The sequence below is a fragment of the Pseudomonas sp. KU26590 genome (assembly GCF_026153515.1).
GTDB lineage: Bacteria > Pseudomonadota > Gammaproteobacteria > Pseudomonadales > Pseudomonadaceae > Aquipseudomonas.
The window spans coordinates 2,547,921-2,564,813 of the sequence record NZ_CP110644.1; the positions used below are offsets into that span (position 1 = coordinate 2,547,921).

Annotated in this window: 11 protein-coding genes; 4 read left to right on the forward strand and 7 right to left on the reverse strand. The window is 62.2% G+C overall.

Going from position 1 to position 16,893, the window contains the following annotated elements; genetic code table 11:
- Positions 1-34: 34 nt before the first annotated feature.
- Both OKW98_RS11340 and OKW98_RS11345 read right to left on the reverse strand, forming a co-directional pair.
- The gene (locus OKW98_RS11340; protein WP_265389235.1) at positions 35-817 is read right to left on the reverse strand and encodes an exodeoxyribonuclease III; all 783 of its coding nucleotides are present in this window, start codon (positions 815-817) and stop codon (positions 35-37) included.
- A gap of 93 nt (positions 818-910) precedes the next feature.
- Complete coding sequence (locus tag OKW98_RS11345; protein ID WP_265389236.1) at positions 911-2,008, reverse strand: AbrB family transcriptional regulator; 1,098 nt, start codon at positions 2,006-2,008, stop codon at positions 911-913.
- A gap of 130 nt (positions 2,009-2,138) precedes the next feature.
- Here OKW98_RS11345 and OKW98_RS11350 point away from each other — a divergent pair, with 130 nt between their 5' ends.
- The gene (locus OKW98_RS11350) at positions 2,139-3,041 is read left to right on the forward strand and encodes a LysR substrate-binding domain-containing protein (protein ID WP_265389237.1); all 903 of its coding nucleotides are present in this window, start codon (positions 2,139-2,141) and stop codon (positions 3,039-3,041) included.
- A gap of 65 nt (positions 3,042-3,106) precedes the next feature.
- Positions 3,107-3,328 (forward strand): hypothetical protein, encoded by a 222-nt coding sequence (locus OKW98_RS11355; protein WP_265389238.1) that lies wholly within the window; start codon positions 3,107-3,109, stop codon positions 3,326-3,328.
- 90 nt (positions 3,329-3,418) lie between these two features.
- On the opposite strand, the gene OKW98_RS11360 is transcribed toward OKW98_RS11355, so the two are convergent.
- The gene (locus OKW98_RS11360) at positions 3,419-3,922 is read right to left on the reverse strand and encodes a nucleoside 2-deoxyribosyltransferase (protein WP_265389239.1); all 504 of its coding nucleotides are present in this window, start codon (positions 3,920-3,922) and stop codon (positions 3,419-3,421) included.
- A gap of 162 nt (positions 3,923-4,084) precedes the next feature.
- Between OKW98_RS11360 and OKW98_RS11365 the strand changes: the two genes are divergently transcribed.
- A complete protein-coding gene (locus OKW98_RS11365; protein ID WP_265389240.1) occupies positions 4,085-5,746 on the forward strand; it encodes a VRR-NUC domain-containing protein in 1,662 nt (553 codons plus the stop codon).
- 437 nt (positions 5,747-6,183) lie between these two features.
- Here the strand turns inward: OKW98_RS11365 and OKW98_RS11370 are convergent, their stop codons facing one another.
- The 3 genes from OKW98_RS11370 to mfd are packed head-to-tail and all read right to left on the reverse strand — an operon-like array spanning position 6,184 to position 12,916.
- Positions 6,184-8,892, reverse strand: a complete 2,709-nt coding sequence (locus OKW98_RS11370) for a DEAD/DEAH box helicase (protein ID WP_265389241.1) — start codon at positions 8,890-8,892, stop codon at positions 6,184-6,186.
- Positions 8,893-8,905: 13 nt separating this feature from the next.
- Positions 8,906-9,442, reverse strand: a complete 537-nt coding sequence (locus OKW98_RS11375) for a CsiV family protein (RefSeq protein WP_265389242.1) — start codon at positions 9,440-9,442, stop codon at positions 8,906-8,908.
- A gap of 9 nt (positions 9,443-9,451) precedes the next feature.
- Positions 9,452-12,916, reverse strand: a complete 3,465-nt coding sequence (mfd, locus tag OKW98_RS11380) for a transcription-repair coupling factor (protein ID WP_265389243.1) — start codon at positions 12,914-12,916, stop codon at positions 9,452-9,454.
- A 169-nt stretch (positions 12,917-13,085) separates the two neighbouring features.
- Between mfd and OKW98_RS11385 the strand changes: the two genes are divergently transcribed.
- Positions 13,086-14,549 carry a glyceraldehyde-3-phosphate dehydrogenase gene (locus OKW98_RS11385; protein WP_265389244.1) on the forward strand — a complete coding sequence of 488 codons (1,464 nt, stop codon included), beginning with the start codon at positions 13,086-13,088 and terminating at the stop codon, positions 14,547-14,549.
- An 850-nt stretch (positions 14,550-15,399) separates the two neighbouring features.
- On the opposite strand, the gene OKW98_RS11390 is transcribed toward OKW98_RS11385, so the two are convergent.
- On the reverse strand, positions 15,400-16,692 hold the full coding sequence (locus tag OKW98_RS11390) for an MFS transporter (RefSeq protein ID WP_265389245.1): 1,293 nt from the start codon (positions 16,690-16,692) through the stop codon (positions 15,400-15,402).
- Between the last annotated feature and the right edge of the window lie 201 nt (positions 16,693-16,893).

Below are 16,893 nucleotides of genomic sequence, written 5' to 3' on the forward strand. Positions count from 1 at the left end.
ACTCAACTCGATCAGTAAAGCACTCGCCACCCCATCACACCTTCAACTCAATCCACGTCGGCGCATGGTCACTGGCGTGGGGCAGGTCGCGAACCCAGGCATCCACGCCTGCATTCTTGAGCTTGGGCGCCAGATCTTGGCTCAACAGCAGGTGGTCAATGCGCAGGCCGGAGTTGGTCTTCCAGTGGTTGCGGAAATAATCCCAGAAGGTGTAGATCCGCTCGTCCGGGAATGTCGCGCGCAGGGCGTCGGTCCAGCCCTGGTCCAACAGACGCTCGAAGCAGGCGCGGCTTTCCGGTTGCAGCAACGCATCCTTCAGCCATGAGCGGGTGTTGTAGATGTCGTCATCGGTGGGGATAACGTTGTAGTCCCCGGCCAGCACCACTGGATGCTCGCTCTTGAACAGCGAGTCGGCGTGTTGGATGAAGTGCTCGAACCAGTCCAGTTTGTACTCGAACTTCGGCCCCGGCTGCGGGTTGCCGTTGGGCAGGTACAGGCAGCCGACGATCACCCCCTGCACCGCAGCCTCCAGGTAACGGCTGTGGCTGTCCTTTTCATTGCCCGGCAGACCCCGGCGAATTTCCAGCGGCTCACTGTCCCGAGACAGAATCGCCACGCCGTTCCACGAGGGCTCTCCCTGCCAGATCACGCCGTAGCCGGCCTTGCGGATGTCGTCGGCGGGGAAGGCCGTGTCGGCGGCTTTCAGCTCCTGCAGACAGACGATGTCGGGCGTTTCCTTTTCCAGCCACTGCAACAGAATGGGCAAACGCGCGCGGATGCCGTTGATGTTGAACGTGGCGATTTTCAGCGTGGCCATGGCGTTCCCCTCCAATGAGTGTGAAGGGTTGGAGGCCGCCGGATCGATGAAGATTCCATCGGACTGCGCGCGCCTGATTCTGGCTAAGCGAAGTCAGGCAAAACGTTGCGACACCCGAATCACCTGCCGGGCGATGTAGGCACCGGTGACAATCACGCCGAACAGCCGCAGCGTCTGCATCGCCAATACGAAGCCGACGTCCGAGTGGGTGTCGATGGCAATGATCGCCATGGCATCAAGGCCGCCGGGGCTGGTGGCCAGGTACACCGAGAGAAAGTCCTTGCCCATCATCTCGGCGATGCCCCAGGCCGACAGGGCGCAGAGCAGGATCAGCACCAGGGCGCCGGCAATCATCGCCGGCAGCCGCCGCCAGACGTAGGCGATGGTCACCCGGTCGAAGCGCAGTCCGATGTAACTGCCGATGGCGCCGTAGGCAATCGCCAGCAACCAAGTGGGCAGCGTGATCTGCAGCACGCCGCTCAACTGCAACGCGCCGCCGAGCAGCAAGGGCACCAGCAACGCCCCGGCTGGCAACCGGCTGCCGAGTATCACGCCGACCACGATCACCAGCAGGCTCAGACCCAGATTGAGCAGGTTCATCCCGTGCAGCAGCGCGTCCGTGCTGTGGGCCTGCGAACCGCCGGCATCGGCGCCGATCAGCCGGCTGACCAGCGCGCCGACCACCACCACACACACCACCCGCACGTATTGCATGGTGGCGACAACGCGGGAGTCGGCGCCGTCATCCTCGGCCATCGCGACCATCGCCGACGCCGCGCCGGGCGAAGTCCCCCACGCCGCCGTGCTGCTCTGAATGCCGCCCCAGCGCGCCATGGCGATGCCGACCACCGCGCTCAAGGCGACCGTGAGCACGGTGGTGAAGACCATCACAGGCCACGACTGCATCGCCGCAAGCAGTACGCCGACGGTCATGGAGTGGGCGACCAGCACGCCGACCGTGCCCTGACCGAGGCGGAACACCTGCTTGTTCAGGCGAACGCTGGCCCCGGCGACGCCGAAGCTGATCGCCACCAGCATGGGCCCGAGAAACAGTGCAGCGGGGATGTGGAAATATTTGAACAGTTGGCCGGCGCTACCGGCCATGAGGATGAGCAGCAACCATTGGGTGAGCGGGTGCTGGTGGGCGAGGGCGAACGAGGCGGGGCGTGGCAACGCGGATCTCCAGAGCATTGGCTTTTCCTGATAAGGCGTGACCTGAATGCTTCCATGCCGAGTGCATTTCCAATGCCGGGTAGTATCGACAGCGCAATCGATCAAGTCTATTTTCTAATAATCATGAATTGATAACTTTGGTTGATATATGGACCTGCGTGACCTGACCTATTTCGAAACCATCGCCGAGCTCGGTCATCTGGGGCGCGCGGCGGAAAAACTCAATCGCAGCCAGCCGGCGTTGACCAAAAGCATCCAGCGGCTGGAGGAATCCTTCGGCACCAAGCTGTTCCAGCGCGACGGTCGCAGAATCAAGCTCACACCCGTCGGCGAACTGCTGCAGGCACGGGGCAAGGTGTTGCGGCAAAGCATCGCCCAGACCCAACGCGAGGTGCGGGATTTCGCCAGTGGCGCGGTAGGGGATATCCGCCTGGGCTGTGCGGCGACCATGGCCGAGTACTTGCTGCCGGAACTGACCAGCGCGCTGCTCAAACGCTCGCCGCAGGTCACGCTCAAGCTGGTGATCGGTCAGGACGACATGCTGCGCGAGCAGCTGCGCTCCGGGCATCTGGACATGATCATCTGCGCCCAGCGCAGTGCCGAGGAGGAATTCACCTATTATCCGATCCTGACTGACGAAGCGGTGGTGATCGCCAGCCGCAATCATCCGATCTTCACGGCGCCGTTCGAGATGCGTGACTTGTGTCGCTACCGCTGGGTGTTGCCGCCGTCCGGCGTGTCGTCGCGCATCTGGGTCGACGACGCCTTCGCCCGCCACGACCTGCCGCTGCCGGAAGTGCAGATCGAGTCCAACTCGATTTCCTTGCTGCCCCGGTTGATCGCCCAGACCAGCCTGCTGAGTTTCATCGCCCGGGAGACGCTGGAGTTCGGCAAGAACATGCAGGACCTGCGCGAAGTGCCCCTGGAGCAGACCACCATGACGCGGACCATTTGCGTCATGCTGCGCCGCCAGGGCTACCTGTCGCCTGCCGCCCACGCCATGGTGCAAATGCTGCGCGACGACGGCGGATCCTTCCTCAATTGGTCGTGACCTGTGCTTTTACCCCGTCGGGTGGGTTAGCCTGCGCAGAGACATTCACCTACGGAGCGTCAACGATGCAGGTACAGATGCAGGTACAGACAAGCCAGCCGGACATCCACGCAATGACCTGGTTGGCACACGATGGCGAGCATTTCGGCGGCGACCAGTCGCCCCTCAACGACGCCGATTCCGACGAAGACCGCGACCCCGAGGGCGAGCTGGACCTGAGCGATCTGGATCTGGACGAGTTTGCCGACGCTGACAAGCTGGACATCAGTTCGTCGAACCTGGAATAGGCGAGGGCGTTGGCGATCGCATGACCCTAGTGACGACACCGCAGATGGATCTGCCGTCAGATAACCTGTAGGAGCGACCGGGGTATGGGTTCAGTCAGCGAGATGTGCAGCCAACGCCCCGATCGCTTCTTCGGCCGTCTCGCTGCTGCCGGCCCAGGTACACGCCAGCATCAAGTTACGCGGCAAACCGAAATCCTCTACCTGAAACCCCTGCCCATCGAAGCCGGCCGCGTCATGGGCGATCTGCTCGCGCAACGCGCCATTCGCCGCGAAATACGCCCAGACAGGTTTGCCCAACGCAACGGCCATGCCGACTTCGAAGGCCGTACCTGAATCCGGCTCGGCGCCGCGAAACGCGTTCAGATTGGCCAGCACCGCGTCGCAGCCTTTGATCATCGCGATATTGGCGTTGCAAATGACGGCGGCGGCTTCTTCAGGCATCAGCTCCTCAGGCACTTCGTTATCAAAGGGGTACAAACCCTCCAGACCGTGCCGGTCGCACAGGGCTTTCAAAGCGCGGCCGTGCTCGATGGCGTCGGCGCGAAACACGTCGAAGCCAGCGAGATAAACGAGGGGTTTGCCGGCGGAAGGCATGGCGATCTCCTGAAAATGCGTTGATAGAGTGTAGCGGGTGAGCCGGGCCCTTTGGTCCGCGCCGTTGATCGGGCCGGCGCCATCCTACAGCAGGCAGCGCTGGAATCTGTACGGATAACCAGTATCCTGATCCTCTTCCGTCAGCCTTTACGTGACCGCGCCGTGAGCCTTTCCCCCCTCGACAATCCGTTTTACTACCTGGAAAACTTCCGCCAGGTGCTGAACTGGATCGCCCAGCGCTACGACGATCTGCTCGATGAAGACGAGCGTCGTTTCATCGACGACTTTGGCCAACTGCCGCAACCTGCACAGGCTTTGCTGGTGCGCATGGTCATGCGCAAGGGCACGCTGTTTCGCGCCAGCAAGCTGGATTACGCAGAAATTGGCGATGTCCGACTGGCTGCCGCGCCGTTGCTGGAATCCGGCTGGGTCGACGGCCAGCCCCATCTGGATCTTCACGCCCTGTTCGCGTTGCTGCGCAAAGACGAGCTGGGCCAGTGTTTCAAGGCCCACGGCGTCAAAAGCGCCGAGAAAAAATCCGACCTCTTGCAGCGCCTGCTGCCGATCTACGAATCGCCCCAGCGCCTGGAGCACTGGTTTGCCGGGTTCGAAGAAGTGATCTTTGCCCTCCAGGTCATGCCCCTGTGCGACCGGCTTCGCCTGCTGTACTTCGGCAACCTGTATCAGGAATGGTCGGAGTTTGTGCTGGCGGACCTGGGCATCTATCGCTACGAAAAAGTCGAATTTTCCGTCGAATCCCGTGGCATCAACCAGCGCGCCGACATCGACATCTGCCTGCATCTGCACACCTGCCGACAGGCGCTGGACGAGGGCATGGCACTGGCCGACCTGGCTCCGCAGGCGCTGGCGGTCAAAACCGACAATCCCTGGCTGGCCATGCGTCGCGCCAAGTTGTTGTTCAAGATCGGCCAGAAGGCAGAACTCGAGCAGGACTGGCCGCTGGCGCTCAGCGTCTATGCGCAGTCCAGCTACCCCGGCGCCCGTGTGCGCAGGATTCGCGTGCTCGAACGCAGCGAGCAATTCATCGAGGCGATGACGTTGCTGCTGGAAGCGCAATCGGCGCCGGAAAACGACGAAGAAACCCAACACCTGCTGCGCATCCAGCCGCGTCTGAAGCGCAAGCTGGGCGAGGGCAGCGTGCAGAAGCGGTTGAAACGAACCGTCACTCGGCTTGATTTGAGCGTGCTGCCGCTGCCCGATCACAGCGTTGAACGGCTGATCCAGCAGCACCTGGCAGAAGAGGGCAGCGAGGTGCACTACGTCGAGAACGCGCTGGTCAATTCGCTGTTCGGCCTGCTCTGCTGGCGGGCGATTTTCGCGCCGCTGCCGGGGGCGTTTTTCCACCCCTTCCACAGCGCACCGAGCGACCTCTACAGCCCTGACTTCTACCAACGCCGGGCGGGCCTGTTCGACGAATGCCTGTCGCAGCTCGACGACCAGCGCTACGAAGCGGTGATCCGCGACACCTACCTCAGCAAGTTCGGCCTGCAATCGCCCTTCGTGTTCTGGGGCACCCTAACCCCCGAACTGCTGGACCAGGCGCTGCATTGCCTCCCGGCGCAACACCTCAAACGCTGGTTCCGACGCCTGCTGCAAGACATCAAAGCCAACCGCACCGGCATGCCCGACCTCATCCAGTTCTACCCCGAACAACGCCGCTACCGAATGATCGAAGTCAAAGGCCCCGGCGACCGCCTGCAAGACAACCAACTGCGCTGGATCGACTTCTGTACCGAACATGAAATGCCCGTGGTGGTGTGCTACGTGAAATGGGCGGAAGAAGAAGTGCTGGCTGCCGGGTGACACCGGTTTTCCCGATCCCGTACATCCGCAACATTGTCAGCGCCCACACTGGCCTCTTCCCGGCTAAAGCCGGTCCCACTAAAAGCACCCGGTATCCCCTGTAGGACCGGCTTTAGCCAGGAAGCTTCTGATCTGCTTTTGATCTTCATACGCAAAAAGCCCAAACACCACAAATCGCGACTTGGGTGCAGGCCGAACGTAGACGATGCGCAGTGGGCCGAGCCGCATGGATGCGGCGAGAGCGCCGTTAGGACATGGATGTCCGTTCGGCGCGGGCCCACGGAGCGTCGTCGGAGTGAGGGTATCCCGACGGAGGAGGGACCTAACCAGGAGCAAGCACCTTTGGTTACTTGGGGTGCTTTTCCAAGTAACTCGCCGAAGGCGAAACAGTCTGCCTCCAGGCAGACGCCCTTGATCTTGATCTAAAGCACACCCGACTACCGCTTGACCTTCTTCGCCACCGCCGGCAACGGCGCAAACAACGCCGCAATATCATCATCCTGCAACTTCCAGTCCCCGGCCTTGCGCCCATCCAGCACACCCGCCGCCAGCGCCGCCTTCTCCCGCTGCAAATGCTGAATCTTCTCCTCCACCGTCCCCCGCGCAATCATCTTGTACACGAACACCGGCTTATCCTGACCAATCCGATACGCCCGATCCGTCGCCTGATTCTCCGCCGCAGGGTTCCACCACGGATCGTAGTGAATCACCGTATCGGCCGCCGTCAGATTCAGCCCCGTGCCGCCCGCCTTCAGACTGATCAGAAAAATCGAATGCTTGCCGCTCTGGAAATCCTGCACCGGCACCCGCCGATCCTTGGTCTTCCCGGTCAGCAGCGAATACGCGATCCCGCGCTGCTTCAACTCCGCCTCGATCAACTCCAGCATCGACGTAAACTGCGAGAACAACAGAATCTTGCGGTTCTCCGCAAACAACTCCTCCAGCATCTCCATCAGGCTGTCCAGCTTGGCCGAACTCGACTGCCGCGGATTGACCGGCGCGCTGTTGACCAGCCGCAGATCACAGCAGACCTGACGCAGCTTGAGCAGCGCTTCAAGAATGATGATCTGGCTGCGCCCGACGCCCTTGAGGGTGATCTCGTCGCGGACCTTCTTGTCCATCGCCAGACGCATGGTTTCGTACACGTCGCGCTGGGTGTCGTTGAGCTCGACCCAATGCACGATCTCGGTCTTGGGCGGCAGCTCGGTGGCCACCTGCTCCTTGGTCCGGCGCAGCAGGAACGGCTTGATCCGCGCGTTGAGGTGCTCCAGGCGCTGCTCGTTGCCGAACTTCTCGATCGGCGTGCGGTAATTGCTGTTGAACTGCTTGGCATCCCCCAGCCAGCCGGGCATCAGGAAATGGAACAGTGACCACAGCTCGCCCAAGTGGTTTTCCAGTGGCGTACCGCTCAGGCACAGGCGCTGCCGTGCATTCAGCTGACGCGCCGCCTGGGCCGCTTTGCTGTTGGGGTTCTTGATGTATTGCGCTTCATCGAGCACTAGCACATGCAGCAGTTGCTGGCTGAGCACCTCGACGTCCCGGGGCAGCAGCGCGTAGGTGGTCAGGATCAAGTCATAATCCTGCAAACGCTTGAAGTCCTGATGGCGCTGGGTGCCGAACAGCGCCAGCACGTTGAGTTGCGGCGTGAAGTGCTTCGCCTCGTCCATCCAGTTGGGGATCAGGCTGGTGGGCATCACCACCAAAGCCGGCCGGTCGAGGCGTCCGGCCTGTTTTTCCAGCAGCAGGTGCGCCAGGGTTTGCAGGGTCTTGCCCAGGCCCATGTCATCGGCGAGCACGCCGCCGACTTCCAGCTCGCGCAGCGCCTGCATCCAGCTCAGGCCCTCCAGCTGATAAGGCCGCAACGTCGCATTCAGGCCCTCCGGCACCTCACCGCGCACATCCTTGATGTTCACCAGTCGCTCGGAAAACTGCCGCAGCCGGTCACCGCCCTGCCACACCAGCGGCAGGTCATCGAGCTGCCTGAGTCGCGCGGCGTCAGCGGTGCTCAGGCGAATGGCGTTGTTGCCGTCCTCGCGCCAGTAGAAATCACCGAGGGTCGCCAGCACCGGTTTCAGCCGGCCATAAGGCAGCGCCACCTGAATCGGCACGCCGCCACGCTGGGTGAAATGGTTGAGCTGCACCAGCAACTGCTCATCGTCCCGACGCTTGGCGATGCCGCTGGCGGTCATCAATTCCGGGTGCGTGCGCAGCAGGTTGATCAGAATCGGCAGCAGGCTCAGCCGCTCGCCGTTGACGATGATCCCCAGCTCCAGATCGAACCAGTCCCGCTCCGGCTCGTCGTCGACGACGGCGTACCAGTCGTCCACCGGCGTCACGTCGAAGCCGAAGTCTTCGCTCATCTCGATCTGCCAGCCTTCGGCGCGCAGCCGGGGCAACTCGTCGAGAATGAAGCTCAGCCAGGCCTTGTCGGTAGGCAGCTCGAACATCTCGCCGGCACTGTCGGGCAGCGCCTTGCTCTGCCGGGTGGCGATGCGAAAGCCCAGCTCCTGAAGCTGCTTGCGGTATTCGCCTTCACGCTCCGGATGGCGGCGCATGCGCAGCGTCTCGTCCGGCAGATGCCAGAGGATGTCGCCGCCACGGCCGGGGGCGGGCACGCCGGACACATAGGATTCGCGGTAGCGAAACGCCAGTGCCGCGCGGTGCTGGATGTGCCGCTGCATCTTGCCGTTGCGCGGCTCGTAGGCGCTGTACTCAAAGCTGGCGAGGATCAGCCGCGGCTCCGGCTTGATGTTCTTTTCCAGGCGCTCGGGCAGCTTGGGTTTCTGCTCGACGACTTTCGGCCTGCGTGCAACCGATTCGCCGTCCACCGCGGCGAGAATCCCGGGGCTGTTTTCCGGGTCCTGCAAAAAGAACAGCGCCGCCGCACAGTGCTTGCAGTTGTTTCTAACCGGGCAGGTGCATTTGCCGACAATGAAATTGCGCGTGCGCTCCGGGTCCTTGAACAACAGCGTCTGGGTGTAGATCTCCAGGCTCGAGCCCCGGCAAACCGTGCGCACGACATCGCCGCTCAAGTGGTCGAGCATCACGCGCTTCTGCCGCGCGTATTCCAGACCGCGCTCGACTGATTGCGTTTTGAACAGCGGTTCCCACGGCAGGGCGAGGGCTTTTTCCAGTAGGGACGCCACGTCTAGGCCTGCGTCAACGCGCTGGCTGGACGGGAGAAACCTTGATCAGCATGGCGAGGCTTCCGTTGTCCATATAAGTGAGTTCTCCGTTTCTGACCCGGGTGGCCTGACGCATGCGCTCGCTGGTCACCAGAACGCCGTGGCTGTCGAGCTGGTTGACCCAGATGTTCGCATCGATGTCGGTAAAACGCGCCAGACCCAGGCTCACCGTGCCCTCAATGGGAAAGTGGCCGAACTGCTCCTGACCGTCACTGATTGCCACCTTGCTCGGTGTGGCGCTGAGGTCTTGTTGCCAGGCTTTGTGCAGCAGCACCTTATAGCCGTCGCTTGATTCCAGCTTGGTCACCAGCGTGTCCAGCGCCGTCGGCGTCTGGCTGTCAGCGCCCAGCCGTTGCGCCCCGGCGGCCCAGTCTTCCGGCGCGGGTTGATTGGTCGCCGCCGGCTCGCCGTTCTGGCGGAACAGGATCAGTTCCACCTGATAGGTGCCATCGGCAAACGCCGTAGGGGCAAACAGCACCAGCAGCAGGGTGAAGAAGCGCAACAGACGCATGGTGAATCCTTAAACCGATTTTTTGGAAGACTGCGGGGTCAAGCGTTCTAACAGCGCCTCCAGCGTCGCGAAGCGCTCCTCGGGACGCTCCATCGGCACCATGAACTTGAACAGCGTGGCGCCTTCGAACTTGTAGCGCTTGGGCTGACTCTGGATCAGCTTGATCAGCGTCAGCGGGTCTACCGGCGTATCGGCTGCAAACTCAATGCGTCCACCCTGGGGCCCGGCGTCGACTTTCTTGATGCCCAGCTGCTCGGCCTTGAGCTTGAGCGAGGTCAGGCGCACCAGGTTTTTCGTCGGCTCGGGCAACAGGCCGAAGCGGTCGATCATCTCGACCTGAAGGTCCTTGAGGCCCTCTTCGTCGGCGGCGTTGGCGATGCGCTTGTACAGAATCAGGCGCGTGTGCACGTCCGGCAGATAGGCCTCCGGAATCAACCCCGGCACCCGCAGATTGACCTCCGGACCGCCGCCCAGCGGCTGGTCGAGGTTGGGCTGCTCGCCCTTGCGGATCGACTTGACCGCGCGTTCGAGCATTTCCATGTACAGGGTGAAACCCACCGCCTGAATCTGACCGCTCTGGCCATCGCCGAGCAGTTCGCCGGCGCCACGGATTTCCAGGTCATTGGTGGCGAGCACGAAGCCCGCGCCCAGGTCCTGGGTGTTGGCGATCGCCTCCAGACGCTTCTCGGCATCCGGGGTGATCTGCTTGCGCGGCGGCGTCAACAGGTAGGCGTAGGCCTGGTGGTGACTGCGCCCGACCCGGCCGCGCAACTGGTGCAGCTGGGCCAGGCCGAATTTGTCGGCACGCTCGATGATGATGGTGTTGGCGCTCGGCACGTCGATGCCGGTCTCGATGATGGTCGAGGCGATCAGCACGTTGAAGCGCTTGTGGTAGAAGTCGCTCATCACCTGTTCGAGATCACGTTCGTGCATTTGCCCGTGGCCGATGCCGATGCGCGCTTCCGGCACCAGTTCGGCCAGGTCCGCGGCGCATTTCTCGATGGTCTTCACGTCGTTGTGCAGGTAGTACACCTGACCGCCGCGCAGCAACTCACGCAGCAACGCCTCCTTGACCGTCGGCTTGTTCTGTTCCATGACGAAGGTGCGCACCGACAGCCGACGCGCGGGCGGGGTGGCGATGATCGACAGGTCGCGCATGCCGGCCACGGCCATGTTGAGGGTGCGCGGGATCGGCGTGGCGGTGAGGGTCAGGATGTCGACCTCGCTGCGCAGGGCCTTGAGTTGTTCCTTCTGACGCACACCGAAGCGGTGCTCTTCGTCGATGATCACCAGCCCCAGGTTTTTGATCTTGACGTCGTCCTGCAGCAGCTTGTGGGTGCCGATGACGATGTCGATCTTGCCCTCGGCCAGATCGGCCACGGCGGCGTTGATTTCTTTCGCCGACTTAAAGCGGCTCATCACTTCAACCGTTACCGGCCAGTCAGCGAAACGGTCGCGGAAACTGTTGTAGTGCTGCTGGGCGAGGAGGGTGGTGGGCACCAGAATCGCCACTTGGCGGCCACCGTGTACGGCGATGAACGCCGCACGCATGGCCACTTCGGTCTTGCCGAAACCGACGTCACCGCAGACCAGCCGGTCCATGGGCTTGGGCGCAAGCATGTCGGCGCGTACGGCGTCGATGGTGGTCTGCTGATCCGGGGTTTCTTCGAACGGGAAGCCGGCGCTGAAAGTTTCGTAGTCCAGCTTCGGATCGGCGAACGCATACCCTTCGCGGGCTGCGCGGCGGGCATAGATGTCGAGCAGCTCGGCGGCCACGTCGCGCACCTGTTCGGCGGCCTTGCGCTTGGCTTTCTGCCAGGTCTCGGAACCCAGGCGGTGCAAGGGCGCGAGCTCGTCATCGCTGCCGGTGTAGCGGGCGATCAGGTGCAGGTTGGTTACCGGCACGTACAGCTTGGCTTCCTCGGCGTAGGCGAGCATCAGGAATTCCATGACCTGGTTTTCCACCTCCAGTGTCGCCAGCCCGAGGTAGCGGCCGACCCCGTGATCGATGTGCACCACCGGCGCGCCTTCACGCAGCTCGGCCAGGTTTTTGATCACGGCATCGCTGGCGTGGCTGTCGGCGCGCTTGTCTCGGCGGCGACGCTGCATGACCCGCTGACCGAACAGCGGGCTTTCCGCCACCAGCGCCAACGCCGGCTCCTCCAGCACCAGGCCTTCGTCCAGCGGTGCGATGGTGATCGCCAGGCGCTCCTTGCTGTCGACGAACTCCTGCCAGCTGTCCAGGGTTTTCGGGCGCAGCTTCAGGCGTTCGAGCAGTTCCAGCAGCACTTCACGGCGACCGGCGGACTCAGCGGTAAACAGCACGCGGCCGGGAAACTCGCCGAGGAATTTCGACAGCGCCGCCAGCGGTTGACTGGCCTTGGCTTCGATCGCCAGATCAGGCAGCACCTGCGCCGGAAAGCGCTCGCGGCCAACGCCGCTTTCGACGTCGTCCTGGCTGGCGACCACACGCGGCCAGTTTTTCAGGCGGGCGAAGCAGTCGTCGACCGGCAGGAACAGCTCGGCCGGTGGCAGCAACGGGCGTTCGGGATCGACACGGCGCTCTTCATAGCGGTTGCGCACGTCCTTCCAGAACGTCTCGGCCGCTGCTTCGATCCCCGGCATCGAGAACACCTGGGTGTCCTGGGGCAGGTAGTCAAACAGCGTGGAGGTTTCTTCGAAGAACAGCGGAATGTAGTACTCGATGCCAGCGGGGGTGATGCCACTGTTCAAGTCCTGGAAGATCGGGCTGCGGCGGAAGTCGACGTCGAAGCGTTCGCGGAAGCGCGCCTTGAAGCGCGTCACGGCTTCCTTCTGCAGCGGGAATTCTTTGGCCGGCAACAGGCGCACCGAATCGACTTTGTCGATGGAGCGCTGGGTTTCCGGCTCGAAGGTGCGCAGGGTTTCGATTTCGTCATCGAACAGGTCGATGCGGTAAGGCAGCTTGCTGCCCATCGGGAACAGGTCGATCAGCGCGCCACGGACGGTGAACTCGCCGTGCTCGTACACCGTGTCGACATAGCGATAACCGCTGGCTTCGAGGCGGGTGCGCATGGCGTCGACGTCGAGCTTCTGGCCCACGTCGAGGACCAGGCTGCTGCCCAGCAGGAAGCTGGTCGGCGCCAGCCGGTGCAGGGCAGTGGTGATCGGCACCACCAGCACGCCGTGCACCAGCTCCGGCAGCCGGTAAAGGCTGGCGATGCGCTGGGAGATGATGTCCTGATGGGGCGAGAACAGATCGTAGGGCAGGGTTTCCCAATCGGGGAAATGCAGGACCGGCAGATCAGGGGCGAAAAACTTCAACTCCTGCTCCAGTCGCTCGGCGCTCTGGCTGTCTGCGGTGAGCAGCAGGGTGAAGCGTTTCGCGGCGCTGGCAGCCTCGGCGATGGCGAGACTCAGGGCGGCACCGGGGAGATTACCCCAATGTTGTTTGCCTGCCGCAGCAGGCAGAATCGGAAGGCGCAGAACGGGCACGGAAGGTAAAGCTCCAGGCGTTGCGGCAAAGCCTTGGAGTGTAACTAATCCGCAGAGAGGCTGTCAGTTTTGTGCGCTCGCAATTATGTAGTGCTCCAGGTCGAGGAAACTCTGGATTGCTCATAAACAAAGGCCTGTGCATAATGTAGTCCCTTTTTTCAGCCCCTACATGTGGAAGGTTCCCGTGACTCAGAAGCCCGACCAGTGTCTTGGTGAATGGATCGATCGTGAAGCCCTCGCCGAGGCGATGATCCCGCTTATCGGTCAGCTCTACCGCAATAATAATGTGGTGAGTTCGATCTATGGCCGCAGCCTGATCAACCGTTCAGTCATCGCGATTCTCAAAGCACACCGCTTTGCGCGTCACCGCCAGGCCGACGCCAGCGAGTTGTCCGTACACGAGACTTTCCCCCTCGTCAAAGCCATGAGCGAGCTCAAACTGGGCGCCGCTTCGGTGGACCTGGGCAAGCTGGCCGTCAAGTTCAAGGCCGAAGGCAATGGCCGCACCGCCGAAGAGTTCGTCCGCGAAGAAATGGCCGAAGTCATCGGCCAGCAGAACTCCGGCGAGCGCAAGGGCACTGACGTCGTACTGTATGGCTTCGGTCGCATTGGTCGTCTGCTGGCGCGCATCCTGATCGAAAAAACCGGTGGCGGCGACGGCCTGCGTCTGCGCGCCATCGTGGTCCGCAAAGGCGCTGAAAACGATCTGGTCAAGCGCGCGAGCCTGCTGCGCCGTGACTCGGTCCACGGTCCTTTCGACGGCACCATCACCATCGATGAAGCCAACAACACCATTTGCGCCAACGGCAACCTGATTCAGGTGATCTACGCCAAGAACCCCGCCGAGGTGGATTACACCCAGTACGGTATCAAGGACGCGCTGCTGGTCGACAACACCGGTGTGTGGCGCGATGCCGAGGGCCTGGGCCAGCACCTGCAATGCCCGGGCATCGACCGCGTGGTTCTGACCGCGCCGGGCAAGGGCAAACTGAAGAACATCGTGCACGGCATCAATCATCAGCAGATCACCGCCGATGACAAGATCATCTCGGCGGCGTCCTGCACCACCAACGCCATCGTGCCGGTGCTCAAGGCGGTCAACGACAAGTTCGGCATCGTCAATGGTCACGTTGAAACGGTTCACTCGTACACCAACGACCAGAACCTGATCGACAACTTCCACAAGGGCGATCGCCGTGGCCGCAGCGCCGCGCTGAACATGGTCATCACCGAAACCGGTGCGGCTACCGCTGCAGCCAAGGCATTGCCCGAGCTGGCCGGCAAGCTGACCGGTAACGCGATCCGCGTTCCAACGCCGAACGTGTCCATGGCCATCCTCAACCTCAACCTGGGGACAGCAACCACCCGGGATGAGATGAACGAGTACCTGCGTCACACCGCGCTGTATTCCGATCTGCACAAACAGATCGACTTCGTGAACTCCCTGGAAGTGGTCTCCACCGACTTCGTCGGCTCGCGTTACGCCGGTGTGGTGGATGCTGAAGCGACCATCGCCATGGATAACCGCGTCGTGCTGTACGTCTGGTACGACAACGAATTCGGTTACAGCTGCCAGGTGGTCCGCGTGATGGAAGAAATGACCGGGGTCAACCCGCCAGCCTTCCCGAAGTAGGTTGAAAGCAGCGGCAAGCGGTAAGCCGCAAGCTGCAAGCCGTACTGCGAAGCAAAAAAAACGCCCCGACTGGTTCGGGGCGTTTTTGTTGGTCGCTGTGCTCGGCGTAAGACCGGGCCATGCGCATTCAACCTGTGGGAGCCGGCTTGCTGGCGAAGGCGCAGTGTCATCCACTATTGCACACACTGACCCAACGCATTCGCCAGCAAGCCGGCTCCTTGGTCCTGACCTGGCGCGGCTTCCGGCTTCAACACCGATCATCTGTAGCAGCGCGCTTGCCCGCGATCGGGGCGTGTCAGCCGCTGGATACTTTGACTGACCCACCGCCATCGCGGGCAAGCGCGCTCCTACATTGTCTGCGGCTGGCGCCGCGGCCCATTACACCGGAGACCTCAACCTGTGGGAGCCAACTTGCTGGCGAAGGCGCAGTGTCATCCAATATTGCACACACTGACCCAACGCATTCGCCAGCAAGCCGGCTCCTTGGTCCTGACCTGGCGCGGCTTCCGGATTCAACACCGATCACCTGTAGGAGCGCGCTTGCCCGCGATCGGGGCGTGTCAGCCGCTGGATACTTTGACTGACCCACCGCCATCGCGGGCAAGCGCGCTCCTACATTGTTCTGCGGCTGGCGCCGCGGCCCATTACACCGGAGACCTCAACCTGTGGGAGCCGGCTTGCTGGCGAAGGCGGCGTGTCATCCACTATTGCACGCACTGACCCAACGCATTCGCCAGCAAGCCGGCTCCTACAGTGGAATTCATCGTCATTCAAAACCCAAACGCCCCGAACCAGTCGGGGCGTTTTTTTTACTTGCTGCTTGCTGCTTGCTGCTTGTAGCTCCCGGCGATCAGCCTACCGCCGTCACGCCCTGGATCCGCGTCTGGCCCTTGCGGAACAGCACCAGCGTGGCGATCAGGCCCATTACGGCAGCGCCGCTCAGCCAGATGCCCGGTGCCGCTTTGTTGTCCAGCACGTGGATCAGGTAGGTACAGGCCGCCGGCGTGAAACCGCCGAACGTCGCGGTCGCCAGGCTGTAGGCCAGGGAGAAACCGGTGGTGCGCACTTCGACTGGCATGATTTCGGTCAGCGAGACCACCATCGCGCCGTTGTACGAGCCGTACAGGAAGGACAGCCACAGCTCGACCATCAGCAGGTTGCCGAAGCTCGGGTTGGCGGTCAGCCAGGACAGGGCAGGGTACGCCGTGATGATGGCCAGAATGGTCGCCGCCAGCAGCAGGGGCTTGCGGCCGATCCGGTCAGACAGCGCGCCCATCACCGGCAGCCAGATGAAGTTCGAAATACCGACGCAGACGGTCACCAGCAGGCTGTCCAGATCGGACAGGTGCAGCTCGTTTTTGCCGAACGTCGGGGTGTAGGCGGTGATCAGGTAGAACGACACGGTGGTCATGACCACCAGCGCCATACCGGCGATGACCAGACCGAAGTTCTGACCGATCGACTTGACCACTTCGCCCAGGCTTGGGCGGTGGTGTTGAGCACGGGCTTCGAACTCGGGCGTTTCTTCGAGCGAACGGCGGATCACGAAAATCGCCGGAACGATCAGGCAGCCGATCAGGAACGGCACGCGCCAGCCCCATTGGCCCATGTCTTCCGGGCTCAGCCAATGGTTCAGGCCCACGCCCAAAAGACCTGCGAAAACGACGGCTGCCTGTTGGCTAGCCGACTGCCAGCTGACGAAGAAGCCCTTGCGGCCCGGCGTGGAAATTTCTGCCAGATAGACCGAAACACCGCCCAGCTCAACGCCGGCCGAGAAGCCTTGCAGCAGGCGGCCAATCAACACCAGGATCGGTGCGGCAACGCCCAGGGTCGCGTAACCCGGCACGCAGGCAATCAACACCGTGCCCATGGCCATCATCGCCAGCGTAATCACCAAGCCTTTTTTCCGGCCGTGATGGTCGATGTAGGCGCCGAGGAAGATTGCACCCAGCGGGCGCATGAGGAAGCCGGCGCCGAAGGTCGCCAGCGACAGCATCAATGATGCGAATTCACTGTCGGCGGGGAAGAAGGTTTTGGCGATGGCCGTGGCATAGAAGCCATAGACCATGAAGTCAAACATTTCAAGGAAGTTGCCGCTGACAACGCGAAATATCGCCTTGCCTTTGCCCGTGTTCGAGGCCATCTGGAATTACTCACTTAAGCTGTCTAGCTGGGGGGATCCGTTATATTTATGCGTCCTCTGCTGCGGCGCCCGAGCTTGGCCTCGCGTGCCGCAGATTTGTAACGATATGTGTAAAGCTGGCGGTTGGCAATCGGAACCCCCACTCGCTGACGACGGGTTATGCCCTCGGCCCTTATAAAAACAATATCTATGTATCCCACC

Coding starts and splice junctions, on each gene's coding strand:
- OKW98_RS11340 (WP_265389235.1), bottom strand. CDS start 817: ATGGCCACGCTGAAAATCGCCACGTTCAACATCAACGGCATCCGCGCG.
- OKW98_RS11345 (WP_265389236.1), bottom strand. CDS start 2,008: ATGCTCTGGAGATCCGCGTTGCCACGCCCCGCCTCGTTCGCCCTCGCC.
- OKW98_RS11350 (WP_265389237.1), top strand. CDS start 2,139: ATGGACCTGCGTGACCTGACCTATTTCGAAACCATCGCCGAGCTCGGT.
- OKW98_RS11355 (WP_265389238.1), top strand. CDS start 3,107: ATGCAGGTACAGATGCAGGTACAGACAAGCCAGCCGGACATCCACGCA.
- OKW98_RS11360 (WP_265389239.1), bottom strand. CDS start 3,922: ATGCCTTCCGCCGGCAAACCCCTCGTTTATCTCGCTGGCTTCGACGTG.
- OKW98_RS11375 (WP_265389242.1), bottom strand. CDS start 9,442: ATGCGTCTGTTGCGCTTCTTCACCCTGCTGCTGGTGCTGTTTGCCCCT.
- OKW98_RS11385 (WP_265389244.1), top strand. CDS start 13,086: ATGTGGAAGGTTCCCGTGACTCAGAAGCCCGACCAGTGTCTTGGTGAA.
- OKW98_RS11390 (WP_265389245.1), bottom strand. CDS start 16,692: ATGGCCTCGAACACGGGCAAAGGCAAGGCGATATTTCGCGTTGTCAGC.